The sequence below is a fragment of the Cryobacterium sp. TMT1-2-2 genome, assembly GCF_004403505.1.
Taxonomy (GTDB): Bacteria; Actinomycetota; Actinomycetes; order Actinomycetales; family Microbacteriaceae; genus Cryobacterium; species Cryobacterium flavum.
On sequence record NZ_SOGS01000012.1, the window covers coordinates 1 to 18406 of the forward strand.

Annotated in this window: 18 protein-coding genes; 15 read left to right on the plus strand and 3 right to left on the minus strand. The window is 66.2% G+C overall.

The window, feature by feature from the left end; all coding sequences use genetic code 11:
• Positions 1-184: 184 nt before the first annotated feature.
• From E3T35_RS07955 to E3T35_RS07965, 3 genes are read right to left on the minus strand one after another with little or no spacing between them, the layout of a single operon-like run.
• A complete protein-coding gene (locus tag E3T35_RS07955) occupies positions 185-784 on the minus strand; it encodes a TetR/AcrR family transcriptional regulator (RefSeq protein WP_134345648.1) in 600 nt (199 codons plus the stop codon).
• A gap of 41 nt (positions 785-825) precedes the next feature.
• Positions 826-2145, minus strand: coding sequence for a phenylacetate--CoA ligase PaaK (gene paaK, locus E3T35_RS07960; protein WP_134378377.1), 1320 nt, complete (start codon positions 2143-2145; stop codon positions 826-828).
• Between the two features lie 17 nt (positions 2146-2162).
• A complete protein-coding gene (locus E3T35_RS07965) occupies positions 2163-2606 on the minus strand; it encodes a hotdog fold thioesterase (RefSeq protein ID WP_134378379.1) in 444 nt (147 codons plus the stop codon).
• Between the two features lie 199 nt (positions 2607-2805).
• Here E3T35_RS07965 and paaA point away from each other — a divergent pair, with 199 nt between their 5' ends.
• The 15 genes from paaA to pip all read left to right on the plus strand — a co-directional run bounded on the left by paaA (position 2806) and on the right by pip (position 18386).
• The gene (gene paaA / locus E3T35_RS07970; RefSeq protein ID WP_134378381.1) at positions 2806-3795 is read left to right on the plus strand and encodes a 1,2-phenylacetyl-CoA epoxidase subunit PaaA; all 990 of its coding nucleotides are present in this window, start codon (positions 2806-2808) and stop codon (positions 3793-3795) included.
• On the plus strand, positions 3792-4097 hold the full coding sequence (gene paaB / locus E3T35_RS07975) for a 1,2-phenylacetyl-CoA epoxidase subunit PaaB (protein WP_092106867.1): 306 nt from the start codon (positions 3792-3794) through the stop codon (positions 4095-4097). Before paaA ends, paaB begins: the two co-directional genes overlap by 4 nt.
• Positions 4098-4102: 5 nt before the next feature.
• Positions 4103-4945 (plus strand): 1,2-phenylacetyl-CoA epoxidase subunit PaaC, encoded by an 843-nt coding sequence (gene paaC / locus E3T35_RS07980; protein ID WP_134378433.1) that lies wholly within the window; start codon positions 4103-4105, stop codon positions 4943-4945.
• 17 nt (positions 4946-4962) lie between these two features.
• Positions 4963-5484: a 1,2-phenylacetyl-CoA epoxidase subunit PaaD gene (paaD, locus tag E3T35_RS07985; protein ID WP_233197191.1), complete on the plus strand. Its 522-nt coding sequence runs from the start codon at positions 4963-4965 to the stop codon at positions 5482-5484.
• The gene (gene paaE, locus E3T35_RS07990; protein ID WP_134378383.1) at positions 5484-6635 is read left to right on the plus strand and encodes a 1,2-phenylacetyl-CoA epoxidase subunit PaaE; all 1152 of its coding nucleotides are present in this window, start codon (positions 5484-5486) and stop codon (positions 6633-6635) included. The genes paaD and paaE overlap by 1 nt, the downstream gene beginning before the upstream one ends.
• 27 nt (positions 6636-6662) lie before the next feature.
• Positions 6663-7436: an enoyl-CoA hydratase/isomerase family protein gene (locus E3T35_RS07995; RefSeq protein WP_134378435.1), complete on the plus strand. Its 774-nt coding sequence runs from the start codon at positions 6663-6665 to the stop codon at positions 7434-7436.
• Positions 7437-7606: 170 nt separating this feature from the next.
• Positions 7607-8233, plus strand: a complete 627-nt coding sequence (locus E3T35_RS08000) for a hypothetical protein (RefSeq protein ID WP_134378385.1) — start codon at positions 7607-7609, stop codon at positions 8231-8233.
• Between the two features lie 99 nt (positions 8234-8332).
• Positions 8333-8974 carry a copper resistance CopC family protein gene (locus E3T35_RS19740; protein WP_134378387.1) on the plus strand — a complete coding sequence of 214 codons (642 nt, stop codon included), beginning with the start codon at positions 8333-8335 and terminating at the stop codon, positions 8972-8974.
• 73 nt (positions 8975-9047) lie between these two features.
• The gene (recQ, locus tag E3T35_RS08010) at positions 9048-11132 is read left to right on the plus strand and encodes a DNA helicase RecQ (protein WP_370449312.1); all 2085 of its coding nucleotides are present in this window, start codon (positions 9048-9050) and stop codon (positions 11130-11132) included.
• 277 nt (positions 11133-11409) lie between these two features.
• The gene (locus E3T35_RS08015; RefSeq protein ID WP_134378397.1) at positions 11410-13518 is read left to right on the plus strand and encodes an acyl-CoA dehydrogenase; all 2109 of its coding nucleotides are present in this window, start codon (positions 11410-11412) and stop codon (positions 13516-13518) included.
• Between the two features lie 149 nt (positions 13519-13667).
• Complete coding sequence (locus E3T35_RS08020) at positions 13668-14606, plus strand: ABC transporter ATP-binding protein (protein ID WP_134378399.1); 939 nt, start codon at positions 13668-13670, stop codon at positions 14604-14606.
• Positions 14603-15451: an ABC transporter permease subunit gene (locus tag E3T35_RS08025; RefSeq protein WP_134345638.1), complete on the plus strand. Its 849-nt coding sequence runs from the start codon at positions 14603-14605 to the stop codon at positions 15449-15451. The genes E3T35_RS08020 and E3T35_RS08025 overlap by 4 nt, the downstream gene beginning before the upstream one ends.
• Positions 15452-15467: 16 nt before the next feature.
• Complete coding sequence (locus tag E3T35_RS08030) at positions 15468-16709, plus strand: sensor histidine kinase (protein ID WP_134378401.1); 1242 nt, start codon at positions 15468-15470, stop codon at positions 16707-16709.
• Positions 16706-17398 (plus strand): response regulator transcription factor, encoded by a 693-nt coding sequence (locus tag E3T35_RS08035; RefSeq protein ID WP_241988770.1) that lies wholly within the window; start codon positions 16706-16708, stop codon positions 17396-17398. The genes E3T35_RS08030 and E3T35_RS08035 overlap by 4 nt, the downstream gene beginning before the upstream one ends.
• Positions 17399-17429: 31 nt before the next feature.
• On the plus strand, positions 17430-18386 hold the full coding sequence (pip, locus tag E3T35_RS08040; protein WP_134345636.1) for a prolyl aminopeptidase: 957 nt from the start codon (positions 17430-17432) through the stop codon (positions 18384-18386).
• Positions 18387-18406: the final 20 nt, after the last annotated feature.

Sequence of the window (18406 nt, forward strand, 5' to 3'; positions counted from 1 at the left end):
ATGGTACTGCAGGGGGGACCCTGTGGGAGAGTAGGACACCGCCGGACTTAACTTAGAAACACCAGAAAAGCCATCCCTCCGGGGATGGCTTTCCTGCGTTAACAGGCCACCCACGCGGGGCCTTTTTGCGTTTGGCAAGACGAGAGGCCACGCACAGTGTGCGTGGCCTCTCGATATTCAACAGCTAGCGGCGGCGGAGGCCGTCCAGGGCCACGGCGAGCACGTCGTCGGCGAGGTGCGCGGCATCCTCGGGGCCTTCTGCGCGGTACCACTCGGCAATGGAGTTGACCATGCCGAAGAGCAGACGCGTGACGACTCGCGGGTCGATGTCGCTGCGAAGCGAGCCCTCGTCGCGGGCCTCGACGACGAGCGTTGAGACGGCACGGTCAAAAGCGCGGCGGCGGGTCAGCGCATCGCGCTCGACCTCGGTGTTGCCGCGCACCCGCAGGAGCAGCGTCACGTAGGGCAGCCGATCGGCGAGCACGAGCACGGCGCCGCGGAGCACGTAGGCCAGGCGGTCGATGGCGCTGCCGGTCACGGCGCCGGACTCGCGCAGAACGCCCTCGAGACCGTTGAGGGCCTCGTCGAGGGCGAGCTGCAGAACTTCATCTTTGGAGGAGAAGTGGTGGTAGATGGCCGCCTTCGAGAGGGACAAGCGGGTTGCGAGCACCCCCATTGAGGTGGCGTCGTAGCCGAATTCATTGAATGCGGTGACGGCGATCGCCAGGATGGCGCGTTGGTCGTAGCCGGGGCGCCCGCGTTTGGGGGTGTGTACTTCAGACATAGGTCTTGAGTCTCTCACGCAGGCGTGCCGGCTGCGACCGATTAGCGCAGGTCGTAGACGCGCTTGTGCTTTCCGGTGCTGCGCTCCAGGGTGCCCGGTTCGACGATGAGCACGTTGACGCTCGAGCCGATCCTGTCCTTGATGAGGGCGATCAGCAGGGCGCGAGCAACAGCCGAGGCGGCATCGTCGGCGTGCTCGTGCCGCTCGATGCGCACGGTGAGCTCGTCCATGCGCGACGGCCGGGTCAGCTCGAGCACAAAATGCGGGGAGAGGTGCTCGATGCCGAGCACGATCTCTTCGATCTGGGTCGGGAACAGGTTGACCCCGCGCAGAATGATCATGTCGTCGTTGCGGCCGGTGATTTTCTCCATGCGGCGCATGCCGGGCCGAGCGGTGCCGGGAAGCAGGCGGGTCAGGTCGCGGGTGCGGTAGCGGATGACCGGAAAGGCCTCCTTGGTGAGCGACGTAAAGACGAGCTCACCGGTTTCGCCGTCCGGGAGCGCAACGCCGGTGTCGCCGTTGATGATCTCCGGCAGAAAGTGGTCTTCCCAGAGGTGCGGGCCATCCTTCGACTCGATGCATTCGTTGCCGACGCCCGGCCCCATGACCTCGCTGAGGCCATAGATGTCGAGTGCGTCAAAATCGAGACGGTCCTCGAGCTCGAGACGCATCTGGTTGGTCCACGGCTCCGCACCGAGCACCCCGGCCTTGAGGCTCGAGCGTCGGGGGTCGAGGCCGGCTGCGACCATGGCATCGGTGATGGTCAGCAGGTAACTCGGCGTTGACAAAATCACGTCGGGCTCGAAGTCGGTGATCATCTGCACCTGCTTGTTGGTTTGGCCACCCGACATGGGGATGGCACAGGCACCGAGTGCTTCAATGCCGGCGTGGGCGCCGAGCCCGCCGGTGAACAGCCCGTAGCCATAGGCGTTGTGCACCTTCATGCCGGGCCGCACTCCGGATGCGCGCAGGCTGCGGGCCACCAGACCAGACCACATGGCGAGGTCGTTCTTGGTGTAGCCGACCACAGTGGGCAACCCGGTGGTACCCGACGACGTGTGAATGCGCGCAACCTGATCCATCGGCACCGCGAACATGCCGAACGGATACGAGACGCGCAGGTCTTCCTTGGTCGTGAACGGCAGCAACGCCACGTCTTCGAGGGTACGAATGTCGTCGGGGTGCACGCCGGCAGCATCAAATTTGCGCGTGTAGAGAGGTACGTTCGCGTAGGCGTGCCGTACGGTGTGCTGCAGGCGGGTGAGCTGCAGCGCGCGAATCTCGTCGCGGTCCAGGCGCTCGGCCGCGTCGAGTTCTGCGAGAGCCGGTGCGTGCAGACGGGTCTTGGTCAGCGTTGACATGATGCCTTCCGGAAGGGTTATAGGTGGTTGCGGGCAGGGACGGGCAGGTTGGTGGTGCGGCTGCGGCCGCGAAATTCGGCCACGGTGACGTCGTCGCCGATCGCGTCTCCGTTGACAGCCACGCGCACGTCGTAGATGCCGCTCCGACCGCTCTTCACGCGCAGCAGCGCGGTCGCGATGAGATTCTGGCCGCTCGTGGTGGGCTTCAAGAAGGTGATGTCGGCGCCGGCGGCGAGCGTGACGTGGTGCGAATCGTTGCAGGCGATGGCGAAGGCCGTGTCGGCGAGGGCGAACACGAAACCGCCGTGGGTCACATCGAAACCGTTGAGCATGTCGTCGCGTACGACCATCGAGACGACGGAATGACCCGGCTCATTGCGGTGCACGATCATGCCGAGAGAAGCGGATGCCCGGTCGCGCTGCATCATGGCCTCACTACCTACGGGCAGTGCTTCCGTCATTCGGTTCTCCTCGTTGAGTTGCCGTGCAGGTCAGGGGTTGCCCGACCGATAATGTGACTATATACTAACTGAACGATCGGTTGGTAATAGATTGCCGATTCGTGCGCAAAATTCCCGACGTGCATCACCTTATCGTCGCCAGCTTGTGCACGATTACGATCCGACCACGACCACCGCAGTCAACGCAGACCAGGAGCCGATGATGACAAGCACCATCACGCCCGATACGAGCGCACCCGTCGCTATCAGCGTCGAAGAACAGCAGTTCAACGATCTGATCGAAGCCGATTCGCGCATTGAGCCGCGCGACTGGATGCCCGAGGGCTACCGCAAGTCGCTCGTACGCCAGATCTCGCAGCACGCGCACTCCGAGATCATCGGTATGCAGCCCGAGTCGAACTGGATCACGCGCGCCCCGAGCCTCAAGCGCAAGGCCATCCTCATGGCCAAGGTGCAGGACGAAGCCGGTCACGGCCTCTACCTCTATTCCGCCGCGCAAACCCTGGGCGCTACCCGCGACGACATGACGGATGCCCTCATCGCCGGCAAGGCTCGCTACTCGAGCATCTTCAACTACCCGACCCCGAGCTGGGCCGACATGGGCTCGATCGGCTGGCTCGTCGACGGCGCAGCCATCTGCAACCAGGTGCCGCTCTGCCGCGCCTCCTACGGCCCGTACGGCCGCGCGATGGTGCGCATCTGCAAGGAAGAATCCTTTCACCAGCGCCAGGGTTTTGAGATTCTGCTCGAGCTCATGCAGGGCACCGAGGAGCAGCGCCAGATGGCGCAGGACTCGGTCAACCGCTGGTACTGGCCCGCACTCATGATGTTCGGACCGCCCGACGACGACTCTCCCAACTCGGCGCAGTCGATGGCCTGGAAGATCAAGCGCCACTCCAACGACGAGCTGCGTCAGCGTTTCGTGAATATGCTCGTTCCGCAGGCAGCGGTGCTCGGCGTCACCCTGCCCGACCCCGACCTGCACTTCAACGAAGAAACCCAGCAGTGGGACCTCGGCGAGATTGACTGGACCGAGTTCCACGAGGTGCTCGCCGGTCGCGGTCCCAACAATGCCCAGCGCTTGCAGCGTCGCCGTGACGCCCACGACGAGGGTGCCTGGGTGCGCGAAGCAGCCGCTGCGTATGCACGTAAACGGTCCGCACGAACTGAAGAAATGGCAGCCAAATGACGACTCCCGGCGATTCCGCAGCAGAAATCTGGCCCCTCTGGGAGGTCTTCGTGCGTTCCAACCGTGGCCTGAGCCACGTTCACGTCGGTTCCCTGCACGCCCCAGACGAGACCCTCGCCGTGCGCAATGCCCGCGACCTGTACACCCGACGCAGTGAGGGCGTCTCGGTCTGGGTCGTTCCCGCCGCAGCCATCACCACGAGTGACCCCGACGCCAAGGGCGCCTTCTTCGAATCGCCCGCTGGCAAGAACTACCGCCACGCGAGCTACTACTCCAAGAGTGAGGGAGTGAAGCACCTGTGAGCGAAATTAAAGCGGATTCCCCCGCCAACGACCACGAAGATGCGCACGGCCACGTCGCGGTCGACGTCACCACGCTCGACGCCGAGCTTATCGAGGGTCCGTCTCAGGCGACGGCCGACATCGCCGAATATGCGCTCTGGCTCGGGGACGACTCGCTCGTTCTGGCCCAGCAGCTCGGCGCCTGGATCTCCCGTGCCCCAGAGCTCGAAGAAGACGTAGCCCTCGGCAACGTGGCCCTCGACCTGATCGGCCACGCCCGGTCGCTGCTGCACTATGCCGGAACCGCCACGGACCGCAGCGAAGACGACCTCGCCTACTGGCGCACCGAGCCAGATTTTCGCTCGCTGCACATCGTCGAACAGCCCAACGGCGACTTCGCGCACACCATCGCGCGCCAGTTCATCGTGTCCCACTACCTGTTCGAGTTGTACAGCCGGCTGCGGGCATCCGCTGATGCGACCCTCGCCGCGATCGCCGCGAAAGCGGTGAAAGAGGTCGACTACCACCGTGACCACTCGACCCAGTGGGTGCTGCGTCTCGCGCAGGGTACCGACGAGTCGCGTCGCCGTATGATCACCGCGCTAAGTGACCTGTGGCCCTACGTCGAGGAGATTTTTCGCGACGACCCGCTCATCGACCGTCTCGAAGGCATCGCGGTGCGCCCGTCGAGCCTGCGCCCGGCGTTCGACGCGGCCATCGCGCCGGTGCTCGCCGAGGCCGAACTCGAAATTCCGCGCGGTTTCGTTGCGTCCGGCGGCGGCCGCACGGGCAACCACTCCGAACACCTCGCCTTTCTGCTCGCCGAAATGCAGGTGCTCACTCGCGCCCACCCCGGAGCGTCCTGGTGACCACGCAGGTGCACGAGATCGTCGCCCGTCCGCGCCCCGCCGACGCGGCATCCCTCGCGGCCTGGACGATCGCCGCCCAGGTCGTCGACCCCGAGATTCCGGTGCTCACCATCGAAGATCTCGGTGTGCTGCGCTCCGTGAACGTGACCAGCGATGCCGTCGCCGTCACCCTGACGCCGACCTATAGCGGATGCCCCGCCATGGACGCCATGCGCGACGACGTTCTCGGGGTACTCACCGCCGCCGGCTACCAGAACGTGTCGGTGCGGCTCGTGCTGAGCCCGGCGTGGACCACCGACTGGATGAGCGAGATCGGCAAGGCCAAACTGCGCGAATACGGTATCGCCGCCCCCACCGGGCATGCGACCGTGCGCGGTTCAGGGCCGGCCGGCCCGATCAGTCTGAAAATGGCTGTGAAATGCCCGCGCTGCTCCTCGCTCAACACCCGCGAGCTCGCGCACTTCGGTTCCACCTCCTGCAAGTCCCTCTACGAATGCCGAGACTGCCTCGAGCCGTTCGACTACTTCAAGGTGCTCTAATGGCTGCAACACGTCTCGAATCCACCAACCAGGGCGCCACGACCCTGGCGCCGGTCAAGCACCGCGCGCGCTTCCATACCCTGACGGTGGCCGAAGTACGCTCGCTCACCGCCGACAGCGTCGAGGTCACCTTCACCGTTCCGCCCAAACTGCAGGGCGCGTTCGACTACCTGCCCGGCCAGCACCTCGCCCTGCGCGCCACGATCGAAGGCCAGGAACTGCGCCGCAGCTACTCGATCTGCCGGCCCGCGGCGAGCCACGGGGGCCAGATCAGCGTCGCCATCAAGCGCGACCTCGGCGGTGCCTTCTCCACCTGGGCCAACAGCGAACTGCACCCCGGCGACGAGATCGACGTGATGAGCCCGCAGGGCAGCTTCACCTCGACCCTGCACAACCTTGATCACAAGCACGTGGTTGGCGTAGCTGCCGGCTCGGGTATCACCCCGCTCATGGCGCTCGCGCACACCGTGCTCGCCGCGTCCGAGACGTCGACGTTCACCCTCGTCTATACCAACCGCACCGCCCTCGACGTGATGTTCCTCGACGAACTGGCCGAGCTCAAGGACCGCTACCCGGCCCGTCTCGCGCTGTACCACGTGCTCTCGCGCGAGCAGCGCTCATCGTCGCTGCTCTCCGGCCGCATCGACGAGGAAAAGTTTCGGCGCATGCTCGACACCATTCTGCGTCCGGCGACGGTCGACGAGTGGTTCCTGTGCGGTCCGTTCGAACTCGTGCAGCTCTGCCGTGACACCCTCGAGAGCACCGGCGTCGAGCGCTCGCACGTGCGGTTCGAACTGTTCACCACCGGCGAGCCCTCGGCCGCGAGCGGCGACCGCGGCCGGGCCGTCATCATCGGCCAGGGCGACAAGACCTTCCAGATCGAATTCACCCTCGACGGCCAGAGCAACACGGTGACCACTCCGGTCAACGCGAACGAGAGCATCCTGAACGCTGCCCTGCGGGTACGCCCCGATGTTCCGTTCGCTTGCGCCGGCGGCGTCTGCGGAACCTGCCGCGCCAAGCTGGTCAGCGGCGATGTCACGATGACCGAGAACTACGCGCTCGAACCCGAAGAGCTCGCCCGCGGTTACGTGCTGACCTGCCAGTCACACCCGACCACCGACACCGTCGTCGTCGACTACGACGTCTAGCTTCAACCCCTCAGAAAGCGGATGTACGTGATTGAGCTCTCGATAGACAACGATGTCGCCCACGTGGTGCTGAACGCGCCCGACAAACTCAACGCCCTCGATGAGGCCGCGATCGTCGAACTCGACGCGGCCTACCAGGAAGCCGAGCGCGTCGGCGTGCGTGCGCTGGTGCTGAGTGGCGAGGGTCGGGCCTTCTGCGCCGGCCGCGACATTTCGGCCGTCGATCCGCGCACCGATGACGTGCTCGGGTATCTCGGCGACCTCGTCACCCCGCTGCTTCAGCGCATGAGCCGGTTTCCGGCTCCCACCTTCGCGGCGGCGCACGGCGCCTGCCTCGGTGTGGGACTCGGCCTGCTCATCGCCACCGACGTTGTCTACGTCGCCGACACCGCCAAGATCGGCTCGCCGTTCGCGAACCTCGGCGCCACCCTCGACTCCGGCGGACACGCCCTGTTCGTGGAACGTCTCGGTGCGCACCGTACCCTCGATCTGATCTACAGCGGCCGCCTCATGTCGGGGGCCGAGGCTGTCGCCGGGGGGCTGTTCAGCCAGGTTTTTGCGGCCGCGGAACTGACCGAGACGACGGTGCAGGCGGCGACGCGCGCGGCATCCGGTGCCACCCAGGCTTTTCTCGCGAGCAAAGCGCTCGTGCAGTCGTTGCGTGACGAACGCCTCGGGCTGTGGCAGAGCATGAGCGCCGAGACCGCAGCCCAGGCCGCGCTGTGCGCTACCGGCGACTACCGCGAGGGTTTCGCCTCCTTCCAGGAGAAGCGCAAGCCCGTTTTCACCGGTCGCGCCTGACCTGTCCCGGAGTTGATCGCGGTCCCCGAAAGAGTGCGGTCGAATTGGGGCTGGCACCCGAATCTCCTGAATAAGCCACCACTGTGGGACTGTGGAATGCATCGCCGTGCAGTTGATAAAACACACCCAGGTCGACCGGCTACTCTGGAGGAGACCGGAGAGGGGCCTTAATGCACACACGCTGGGCCCGCTTCGCGCGCGGCTGGATCGTCGCCGTGTTCTCGACCTTTGTCGCTGCCCTCTCGCACACGTTGGGTGGTGGCTCGGCGCCCGGCCTTCTGGCCGTCGTCGTGTCGCTCGCCTTTGCCGGCATGGTCTGCGTCGCTCTCTCGGGCCGCACCCTGTCCTTCTGGCGAGGCGCAGCATCCGTTTTGATCAGCCAGGTCATCTTTCACGGGCTATTCTCGCTCGGAGCGCCGGGTGGCGCGCTCGGGGCCGAGGCGGTTGCCGCATCGGGCACCCACCAGCACGCGGCGCTGCCCGGGCTGATCGACCCGATGGTTCTCGGCTCGACCCCGCCCATGGCCCACGATTCCACGGCCATGTGGGGCGCTCACTTCTGTGCCGCGATCGTGACGATTCTGGCCCTGCGGTACGCGGAACGCGCGTTCTGGGGCCTGGCCGAGAACGTGCGTCTGGGCATCCGCACGCTGTTCGTTCCGGCCCACCTGGTGGTGCCGGTCGCGGCCCCGCAGCGCATTCGTCACGATGCGCCGGTATTCGCGCCGCGCGATCTGGTTCTGGTGCTGTCGGCCATGCGGCATCGTGGGCCGCCGGTTTTCGCGCTCGCAGCCTGAACCGCAATCCGACCAGTTCGCCCATCGCACCGAACGAGTAGCAGAGGCTTCGCCCTGCACCATTCGAGTAGCGCCGGGCACCCACGTTTAAGGACAATCATGACGTTCACCACCCCCAAATCTACCGCCGCGGCCGCTCGCACTCTCTTCGCGGCCGCCGTTATTGCTCTGGCTCTCGGCTGGGGCGCGGCCCCGGCGTCGGCCCACAACGACGAGATTGGTTCCTCACCCGAGGCCGGCTCGGTCGTGACCGAGCAGCCCGGTGAACTCTCCGTCACCACGAGCGATCTGCTCCTGGATCTCGGCGGAACCGGAGCGGGAAGCGCCATGGTCGTAACCGGCCCGGCCGACGCGCCGCTTTTCTATGGCGACGGGTGCACCATAGTCTCTGGCGCCACAGTCGAGACCGCCGCGCAGCTCGGCGCTGCCGGGCAATACACGGTGATTTGGCAGACGGTTTCCATCGACGGCCACCCCATCTCCGATGAGTTCACCTTCGACTGGCAGCCCGCCGCCGATCAGGTACTCGCCGACGGGGTCGCCACGGCTCCAACCTGCGGCACGACAGCGGATGCCGCCACACCGGATTCCGCCACCTCGCCTCCCTCAGACCTCGGCGCGACTAGTTCCGGCTCCGAAAGCTCGGTCTCGACGTTCGTCTGGATCGGCGGAACCCTGGCGGCTGTGCTCCTGGCCGCCGCCGCGACCCTGCTGCTCCTGCGCCGCAAGCGCCGCCCCTGACCGCCCCCACCCAACTCGGAGGGGGAGAGGCGCGCGGGGGAACGTGTCAGGGGGCCCGGGTAAAGTTGGGCAGGTGAGTTGGAATGCTGAGCTGCCCTGGAACCCTGACGACGTCGAACCACCTCGCGACTTTGACGCACCCGACGACTTCGACGCACCGAGTGATTTCGACGCCCCCGACGACTTCGATGCGCCGCCGCCCGAAGCTGACCGCCAGTTCGGCGAGCGGCAGCCTGCGTACTCGGGCGGCGCATCCGCTTCGATCCAGGGCGCCCAGCGCAGCGCCAACCAGCCGGCCGCTCGCGCCACCGCACCGATTCACGCCGCAACCCGCAAGTTCGCCACCGCCGCCGAGGCCCTGCACACCGTGTTCGGCTATGACTCGTTCCGTGGTGATCAGGCCGAGATCATCGCTCAGGTCGTCGACGGCAAAGACGCCGTCGTGCTCATGCCCACCGGCGGCGGCAAGAGCCTGTGCTACCAGATTCCAGCGCTGGTTCGGCCAGGCACCGGCATCGTCGTGTCGCCGCTGATTGCCCTCATGCAAGACCAAGTGGATGCGCTCACCGCTGTGGGCGTGCGCGCTGAGTTCCTCAACTCCAGTCAGGACTCGCAGACCCGCGGCCAGGTGGAGCGCGACTACCTGAACGGCGACCTCGACCTGCTCTACGTCGCCCCCGAGCGGCTCTCCAATGAGGGCACCAAGCGGCTGCTCGAGCGTGGAACCATCGCCCTGTTCGCCATCGACGAAGCCCACTGTGTGTCGCAGTGGGGTCATGACTTTCGTCCGGACTACCTGGCCCTGGGCGAGCTGGCCGACCGCTGGCCCGACGTGCCGCGCATCGCGCTCACCGCCACCGCAACGGATGCCACCCACCAGGAGATCACCACCCGCCTGCAGATGGGCGACGCCAAACATTTCGTGGCGAGCTTCGACCGGCCCAATATTCAGTACCGCATCGTCGGCAAAGCTGAGGTGCGCAAGCAGCTGCTCTCTTTCCTGAAAACCGAGCATCCGGGCGACGCCGGGATCGTCTACGCGCTCAGCCGCAAGACCGTCGATGCGACCGCCGAGTTTTTGCGTCAGAACGGGGTCAACGCTCTGCCGTACCACGCCGGCCTCGACGCGGGACTGCGCGCCCGAACCCAGTCCCGGTTCCTGCGCGAGGAGGGCGTTGTCATTGTCGCGACCATCGCCTTCGGCATGGGAATTGACAAGCCCGACGTGCGCTTCGTCGCCCATATCGACCTGCCCAAATCGGTCGAGGGTTACTATCAGGAGACCGGTCGGGCTGGCCGCGACGGTGCCCCGGCCACCGCCTGGCTCGCCTACGGCCTGCAAGACGTGGTGCAGCAGCGCCGCATGATCGACGAGTCGCCGGGCGACCTCGGCCATCGGCGAAAGTTGTCCGCCCACCTCGACGCCATGCTCGCCCTGTGCGAGACGGTGCACTGTCGCCGGGTCAACCTGCTGCGCTATTTCGGCCAGACCAGCGAACCCTGCGGCAACTGTGACACGTGCCTAGAGCCACCCGAGGCCTGGGACGGCACGATCCCGGCCCAAAAGCTGCTCTCCACCATCGTGCGGCTGCACCGCGAACGCAACCAGAAGTTCGGCGCCGGCCACCTTATCGACATCCTCCGCGGCAAGGAAACCCCGCGCGCCACCCAGTACCGGCACACCGAACTGAGCACCTGGGGACTGGGAGCCGACCTCAGCGACCAGGCCTGGCGCGGCGTCGTGCGCCAGATGCTGGCCCAGGGCCTGCTCGCCACGTCCGGCGAATACGGCACCCTCATACTGACGGATGCCGCGGCCCAGGTTCTCGGCGGAGGTCGCACGGTGCAGTTGCGCCGCGAACCAGACCGGCCGGCGCGCTCGAGTGCCGCCCGCCGGCCGAGCGCGGCAAAGGTTGCTGCCGCCGACCTCAGTACCGCGCAGGAGAGCCTGTTCGAGGCTCTGCGGGCCTGGCGCTCGGCGGAGTCGAAGGAGCAGGGCGTTCCCGCCTACATCGTCTTCGGCGACGCGACCCTTATCGCCGTGGCCGCGGCCGGCCCTACGTCCCTCGCCGCGCTCGACGGCATCACCGGCATCGGGGCCAAGAAGCTCGAGGCCTACGGCGAAGCCCTGCTCGAGGTCGTCGCCGCCTCCGCCTGATCCCCGCCTCGCCGACGCGTGAGTTTCGACCCCAAAAAGACGGGCAAACGCCTTAATACTCATGGGTCGGCGGCGACTCCAGCCGTGACGGGGCGTCAGTGGGCCGAGGTCTTGTGGGGGAACGCTGGTTCAAACGGCCCTGAGTTGTAGTGAACCTACAAAACGGATGCCGCGCGCGACATATATCGTTGTCGCCCCCGTACCGCGCATTTCGCGACTGCACCCACGCGGCCCTAGCGTTGCGACCACCACTTCGCGCGAACAGTTAGGACCACCCATGGTTGACACAGCCCAGCGCTCCAGCACCCGATCGACGACGATCGACCCCAGCCGCGATGTCAGCGTCGACACCGGCCCCATCAAGTCCATCGGCGACCCAACAGGGCCCTCGGTCAATGTCGAACAGCTCGGACGCCAGCTGCTCGGCACCTGGGCCGACGTGCGCCTCGCGGCCCGTGAAGTCACCGCGCGCCCCGATATGCAGCGCATAGAAGGACTCTCCATGGCGGACCACCGCCTGCGCGTACTCGAGCAGCTCAAGGTTCTCGCCGCCAATGGTCACGTGCTGCGAGCGTTCCCCAAGCACCTCGGCGGGCAGGACGACCACGGCGGAAACATCGCCGGCTTCGAAGAGCTCGTCATCGCTGACCCGAGCCTGCAGATCAAGGGCGGCGTGCAGTGGGGCCTGTTCGGCGCGGCCGTGCTGCACCTCGGCACCAAGCCGCACCACGACAAGTACCTGCCCGGCATCATGGACCTCTCCGTGCCCGGCGCGTTCGCCATGACCGAGATCGGCCACGGTTCCGACGTCGCGAGCATCGCGACCACCGCAACTTTCGACGAGGCAACCAACGAATTCGTCGTCAACACCCCGTTTCGCGCCGCCTGGAAGGATTACCTCGGCAACGCCGCGAAAGACGGCATCGCCGCCGTGCTGTTCGCGCAGCTCATCACCCAGGGCGTCAACCATGGCGTGCATGCCTTCTACCTGCCCATTCGCGATGAGAACGGCGACTTCCTCCCCGGCGTCGGCGGCGAAGACGACGGCCTCAAGGGTGGCCTCAACGGCATCGACAACGGCCGGCTGCACTTCGATAACGTGCGCATTCCGCGGGGAAACCTGCTCAACCGCTACGGTGATGTCGCCGAGGACGGCACCTACTCGAGCCCGATCAGCAGTCCCGGCCGCCGTTTCTTCACCATGCTCGGCACGCTCGTGCAGGGTCGAGTGTCGCTCGACGGCGCCGCCACCGCGGCATCCGCTCTGGCGCTGACCATCGCGATCACCTACGGGAGTCAGCGCCGCCAGTTCACCGCCGGCAGCGACACCGACGAGGAGGTCATCCTCGACTACCAGCGGCACCAGCGCCGCCTGTTTCCGCGACTCGCCACGACCTACGCGCAGACTTTCGCTCACGATGAATTCCTGGTGAAGTTCGACGACGTGTTCAGCGGCAAGGCCGACACCGACGACGACCGCCAAGACCTGGAAACCCTCGCCGCCGCGCTCAAGCCGCTCTCAACCTGGCACGCGCTCGACACCCTGCAGGAAGCCCGCGAGGCCTGCGGCGGTGCCGGCTTCATGGCCGAGAACCGCCTCGTCGGCCTGCGCGCCGACCTCGACATCTTCGCAACCTTCGAGGGCGACAACAACGTGCTGCTGCAGCTCGTCGCCAAGCGTCTGCTCACCGATTACAGTCGCAAATTCGCCACAGCGGATGCCGGTGCCCTGGCCCGCTACGTCGTGCAGCACGCGGCTGGTCGCGCCTACCACGGCACGGGCCTCCGCACCCTGGGCCAGACTGTGTTCGACCGTGGGTCAACGGCCCGCTCTGTCGGTGCACTGCGTGATGCCGACGTGCAGCGCGAGCTGCTCACCGACCGGGTCGAGAGCATGATCGGCGAGGTCGCGGGCAAACTGCGCGCCGCCACCAAGCTGCCCAAAAAACAGGCCGCCGCCCTGTTCAACGCGCACCAGAACGAGCTCATCGAGGCGGCCCGTGCCCACGGCGAGCTGCTGCAGTGGGAGTCGTTCACCCGCGCGCTCGAGTCAACTACAGACGAAGGCACCAAGCAGGTGCTCACCTGGCTGCGCGACCTGTTCGGTCTCGGCCTGGTGGAGAAGAACCTGGCCTGGTACCTCATCCATGGCCGTCTCTCCGCCCAGCGGGCCCAGGCCGTCACGGCCTACATCGACCGCCTGATCGCACGCATCCGCCCGCACGCGCTCGACCTCGTGGACGCGTTCGGTTACTCGCAAGATCACCTGCGGGCCACGATCGCGAGCGGCATCGAACGTGAACGTCAGGTCGAAGCCCGAGATTACTACGCCAACCAGCGCGCCGACGGAACAGCGCCTACACCCGAGAAGCCGGTCAGGAAGTAGTCGTCCCCCCGTCGTACTCAGGTACGACGGGGGTGGCGCACAACCATCCCCACGGTTGATGCGCCACAGTGGGGATAAACCATACCGTTTGGTATGGGGGCTTCATTGCACGAAAACGGGGCCTCACCCACTAACGGAATGAGGCAGTCGTGATCCAGGCACAGTCCCTGACCAAGCACTACGGAAGCAAGACCGCGGTCGACTCGGTCGACTTCACGGTGCAGCCCGGCAAGGTCACCGGTTTTCTCGGGCCGAACGGCGCGGGCAAGTCCACCACCATGCGCATGATCGTGGGCCTTGACCGACCCAGCCTCGGTTCGGTCATCGTCAACGGCAAGCCGTACCACGAGCACAAGGCGCCGCTTCGTGAAGTTGGCGTGCTGCTCGACGCCAAGGCCGTGCACACCGGTCGCAGCGCCTACAACCACCTGCGCGCCATGGCCGCCACCCACAACATCCCGACCAGCAGGGTGCACGAGGTCATCAACCTCACCGGTCTCGAGTCCGTCGCCCGCAAGCGTGTGGGCGGATTCTCGCTCGGCATGGGCCAGCGCCTCGGCATCGCCGCAGCGCTGCTCGGCGACCCGGCCACGCTCATCCTCGACGAGCCGGTCAACGGCCTCGACCCAGAGGGCGTGCAGTGGGTGCGCAAGCTCACCAAGCAGCTCGCCGCCGAGGGCCGCACCGTGCTGCTCTCCTCCCACCTCATGAGCGAGATGGCCCTCACCGCCGACCACATCATCGTTCTCGGTCGTGGCCGGGTGATAGCGGATGCCTCGGTCGCCGACATCATCGCCTCAGCAGCGGGCGAATCCGTTCGCGTGCGCACTCCGCACACCGCGGCGCTGGCCACCCTGCTGGCTCAGGAGAATGTGACCATCACCAACGTTGAACAGGACGTGCTCGAGATCACGGGACTTTCTGTGAACGAGATCGGCGACCGCGCCGCCGCCGCCCAGATCTCCCTGCACGAACTCTCGGCGGTGAGCGCCTCGCTCGAGGACGCGTACATGAAACTCACCCAGAACGAAGTGGAGTATCGCACAGGCGACTCCTCCTCCCACACTGAAACGGAGGCGGCTCGATGAGCACCGTAACCCCCACCCAGCCATCCACTTCGCGTGCCTCGTTCGTGCCGACCGGCTCCGGGCTCAGCTTCACCGGCCTGCTCCGCTCCGAAACGATCAAGCTGTGGAGCCTGCGCTCCACCTACTGGACCTACTCCCTCGTCATCGTGGCCGCGCTCGGCTTCGGAGTGCTGATGTCGTTTGCGCTGTCAGCCACGGCCGGACTCGACCCGGCCACCGGCGCCCCCATGCCGATGGAGAGCGCTCAAATCTTCGTGATCGCCTCCACCTCCGGCTTGGCGCTCGGCCAACTCATCGTCGCCGTTCTCGGCGTTCTCTCGATCAGCGGTGAGTATTCGAGCGGCATGATCAAGTCCACCCTCACAGCGGTTCCCAACCGCCTGCCGGCCCTCTGGGCCAAGGTCATCGTGTTGTTCGTTTTCACCTTCCTGATCGGCCTGGTCAGCGTTGTGGGGGCCTTCCTGGCGGCCGTTCCCAGACTGAGCGTCGAGAACATCACCGCGAGCCTGTTCGACGTCGACGTGCTGCTGCCGCTGCTCGGTAACGTGCTCTTCCTCGCGCTGATCGCGGTGTTCGCTGTCGGAATCGGCACGATCGTGCGCAGCAGTGCCGGTGGTATCGCCACGGTGCTGGGAATCCTGCTGCTCCTGCCCACGGTGGTGGCGCTGTTCTCCATGCTCGTCGAGTGGGTCAACGACATTGTGCCGTTCCTGTTCACAGTGGCGGGCTCGGAAATGGTCTATCCGAACACGATGGAATCCTGGCAGGCATTCCTGGTTGTCATCGCCTGGGTCGCCGTCAGCCTCGGTACGGCTGCGCTGCTGCTCAAGCGCCGCGACGCCTAACCCGTACCATCGAAGAATGAGTACCACCACGTCTCCCCCCGGGCGCGCCCTCGCGCCGGGGGGAGACGTGCGTCTGCCCACTCCGCCCGGAGTGGTGCGGCGGTTCTGGAGCCGGCATCCGCACCTGGCCGATGCGCTCATCGTCTTGATCTATGTCGTGCCCATGGTGCTCGTTCTGGTGCTCAACCTGTTCGACAACGACCCCGCACCGGTCGGCGATGTCCTCCTCAATGTTGCCATCATGCTCGTTCTGGCAGTCGCACTGTTCTTTCGGCGGCGGATGCCACGGCTCGTCCTGGCCCTCACCTGGATCGGCCTGCTCACTTTCGCTGACTATGGCGAGGTGCACCTCATCGCCCAGCTGCTCGCGCTCTACGCGGTCGCGGTATATTCCGACATTCGCAGCGCGTGGGTCGGGTTCGGCGCAGCCGTGGGGCTGGCGAGTCTGGCCGCGTGGCTCACGGAAGACCTCGACGAGATCGCCTGGATTCCGGTGGCCATCCAGATCGCTATCATGATGCTCGCCGCCACCCTGGTCGGCGTCAATATGGGCAACAGCAAACGCTACGTGACCGCACTGCTCGACCTGGCCGCGCAGCTGACCCGCGAACGCGACCAGCAGGCGCAGCTCTCGCGCATCTCCGAGCGCACCCGTATCGCCGGTGAAATGCACGATGTGGTTGCCCACAGTCTCTCGGTCATGGTCGCGCTTGCCGACGGTGCCCATGCGATCGCGCCCAAGGACCTCGAGCGTTCCCGCGCGGCCATGCTCGACGTCGCTGCCACCGGTCGCCGGTCGATGACGGAGATGCGCCGCCTCCTCGGGGTGCTCGATGTCGGTTCCGACCCGGCGCCCCGGGCTCCGCAGCCGGGGATCGACCAACTCGCCGACCTCGTCGAATCCTTTCGGTCGACGGGGTTGCCGGTCGTATTGGAGCGCAGTGGCCGCGAGCCCGCCAATCCCAGTGTGCAGCTGACCATTTTCAGATTGGTGCAGGAGTCGCTCACCAACGTGCTGCGATACGCCGATACGCCGACGCGGGTCGTCGTGCGGCTGGGCTCTGTGCCTGGCGCCGCCGAGGTCACGGTCAGTGACAACGGTCGGCATCGCAGCCAGCCGAGCCCGCGTGGATTCGGGCGCGGACTGATCGGCATGCAGGAACGCGTCGCCATCTATGACGGAACCTTCGAAGCGGGAGCAGGCCTCCACGACGGCTGGCGTGTGCACGCCTCGATGACGTTTGAGGATGAGACATGACAGCTCCCGAGGCGCAGCCCGCCGACATGATTCGAATCATGCTCGTCGACGACCAGGCGCTGCTCCGTGTGGGCTTTCGCATGGTGCTCGAGGCCGAAGACGACTTCAGCGTCATCGCCGAAGCGACCGACGGCGCCCAGGCGATCGCGCTCGCGGAAACGCTGCGCCCGCAGGTCATCCTGATGGACGTGCGCATGCCCGGGCTCGACGGTATCGAGGCCACCCGGCAGATCATGGTGGCTCAGCCCGACATCCGCATCATCATCCTCACCACCTTCGACCTCGACGAGTACGCCTTTGGTGGGTTGCGCGCTGGCGCGAGCGGCTTCCTGCTCAAGAACGCCGAGCCGGGGGAACTGATCACCGCCATCCGCACGGTCGTCTCGGGGGAGGCATCCGTTTCACCACGCGTGACGCGGAGGCTGCTTGACCTCTTCGGCACCCAGCTGCCACGCGTCGACGCCGAAAACGGATGCGCCGCCCAGGCCCTCGCGGCCCTCACCGAGCGGGAGGCCGAGGTCTTCCTCGCCATCGCCGAGGGGCTCTCCAACCCCGAACTGGGCGAGCGGTTCTTTCTCTCCGAGTCGACCGTGAAGACCCACGTCGGCCGAATCCTGCACAAACTCGGCCTGCGTGACCGGGTGCAGGCCGTCATTCTGGCCTACGAACAGGGCCTGGTCGGCCGCTGAACCCGGCAGGCGCGTGGCATAGGCTCGACGCATGCGTACTTTTTACCCCGAGCTTGAACCCTACGAAACCGGCATGCTCGATGTCGGCGACAACCAGACCATCTACTGGGAAGCCTCTGGCAATCCAGACGGCAAGCCGGCGGTCTACCTGCACGGCGGGCCTGGCGGCGCGTCCGGCCCTGATCAACGTCGCGTGTTCGACCCGGCGAAGTACCGCATCATCCTGTTCGACCAGCGCGGCTGCGGCCTGAGCACGCCGCACGCGAGCGAGCCCGACGTTGACCTCAGCGTCAATACCACCTGGACCCTCGTGGCCGATCTGGAGAGATTGCGCGAGTATCTCGGAATTGACCGTTGGCTGGTCTGCGGCGGATCCTGGGGCAGCACCCTCGCCCTCGCCTACGCCGAGACCTACCCCGAGAAGGTCACCGAACTCGTCGTGCGCGGCATCTTCACCCTGCGCCCGGTCGAACTCGACTGGTTTTATGAGGGCGGCGCCGCGGCCATCTACCCCGACCTGTGGGAATCCTTCCTCGCGCCCGTTCCCGAGAATGAACGCGGTCACCTGATCGAGGCGTACGGCCGGATGCTGCACGACCCCGACCAGTTCGTGCGCGAACGTGCCGGCGTCGCCTGGGCCACCTGGGAATCGTCGACGATCACCCTGCTGCAGGAGCCCGACAAGATCGCGCACTTCTCGGACCCGGCGTTCGCGGTGGCCTTCGCCCGCATCGAGAACCATTTCTTCGCCAACAAGGGCTGGTTCACGCCGAACCAGCTCATTGACAATGCTTCCCGCCTCGCCGATATCCCCGGCGTCATCGTGCAGGGCCGCTATGACATGTGTACTCCAGCCTTCACCGCGTGGGACCTGCACAAGAATTGGCCGGAGGCCGACTTCCGCCTGATTCCCGACGCCGGTCACGCCTTTGACCAGCCCGGAATTCTCGACGCCATCATCGAGGCGACGGACCGCTTCGCAGCGTAAGTGTCTGAGAACAGCGCAGC

What these genes read in the sequence shown, in the direction of transcription:
- E3T35_RS19740 (WP_134378387.1), top strand. Translation starts at nt 8,333, where the DNA reads ATGACGTTCACCACCCCCAAATCTACCGCCGCGGCCGCTCGCACTCTC.
- E3T35_RS07965 (WP_134378379.1), bottom strand. Translation starts at nt 2,606, where the DNA reads ATGACGGAAGCACTGCCCGTAGGTAGTGAGGCCATGATGCAGCGCGAC.
- E3T35_RS08030 (WP_134378401.1), top strand. Translation starts at nt 15,468, where the DNA reads ATGAGTACCACCACGTCTCCCCCCGGGCGCGCCCTCGCGCCGGGGGGA.
- paaE (WP_134378383.1), top strand. Translation starts at nt 5,484, where the DNA reads ATGGCTGCAACACGTCTCGAATCCACCAACCAGGGCGCCACGACCCTG.
- E3T35_RS08035 (WP_241988770.1), top strand. Translation starts at nt 16,706, where the DNA reads ATGACAGCTCCCGAGGCGCAGCCCGCCGACATGATTCGAATCATGCTC.
- paaA (WP_134378381.1), top strand. Translation starts at nt 2,806, where the DNA reads ATGATGACAAGCACCATCACGCCCGATACGAGCGCACCCGTCGCTATC.
- E3T35_RS08000 (WP_134378385.1), top strand. Translation starts at nt 7,607, where the DNA reads ATGCACACACGCTGGGCCCGCTTCGCGCGCGGCTGGATCGTCGCCGTG.
- E3T35_RS08025 (WP_134345638.1), top strand. Translation starts at nt 14,603, where the DNA reads ATGAGCACCGTAACCCCCACCCAGCCATCCACTTCGCGTGCCTCGTTC.
- E3T35_RS08015 (WP_134378397.1), top strand. Translation starts at nt 11,410, where the DNA reads ATGGTTGACACAGCCCAGCGCTCCAGCACCCGATCGACGACGATCGAC.
- paaB (WP_092106867.1), top strand. Translation starts at nt 3,792, where the DNA reads ATGACGACTCCCGGCGATTCCGCAGCAGAAATCTGGCCCCTCTGGGAG.
- paaK (WP_134378377.1), bottom strand. Translation starts at nt 2,145, where the DNA reads ATGTCAACGCTGACCAAGACCCGTCTGCACGCACCGGCTCTCGCAGAA.
- E3T35_RS07955 (WP_134345648.1), bottom strand. Translation starts at nt 784, where the DNA reads ATGTCTGAAGTACACACCCCCAAACGCGGGCGCCCCGGCTACGACCAA.
- pip (WP_134345636.1), top strand. Translation starts at nt 17,430, where the DNA reads ATGCGTACTTTTTACCCCGAGCTTGAACCCTACGAAACCGGCATGCTC.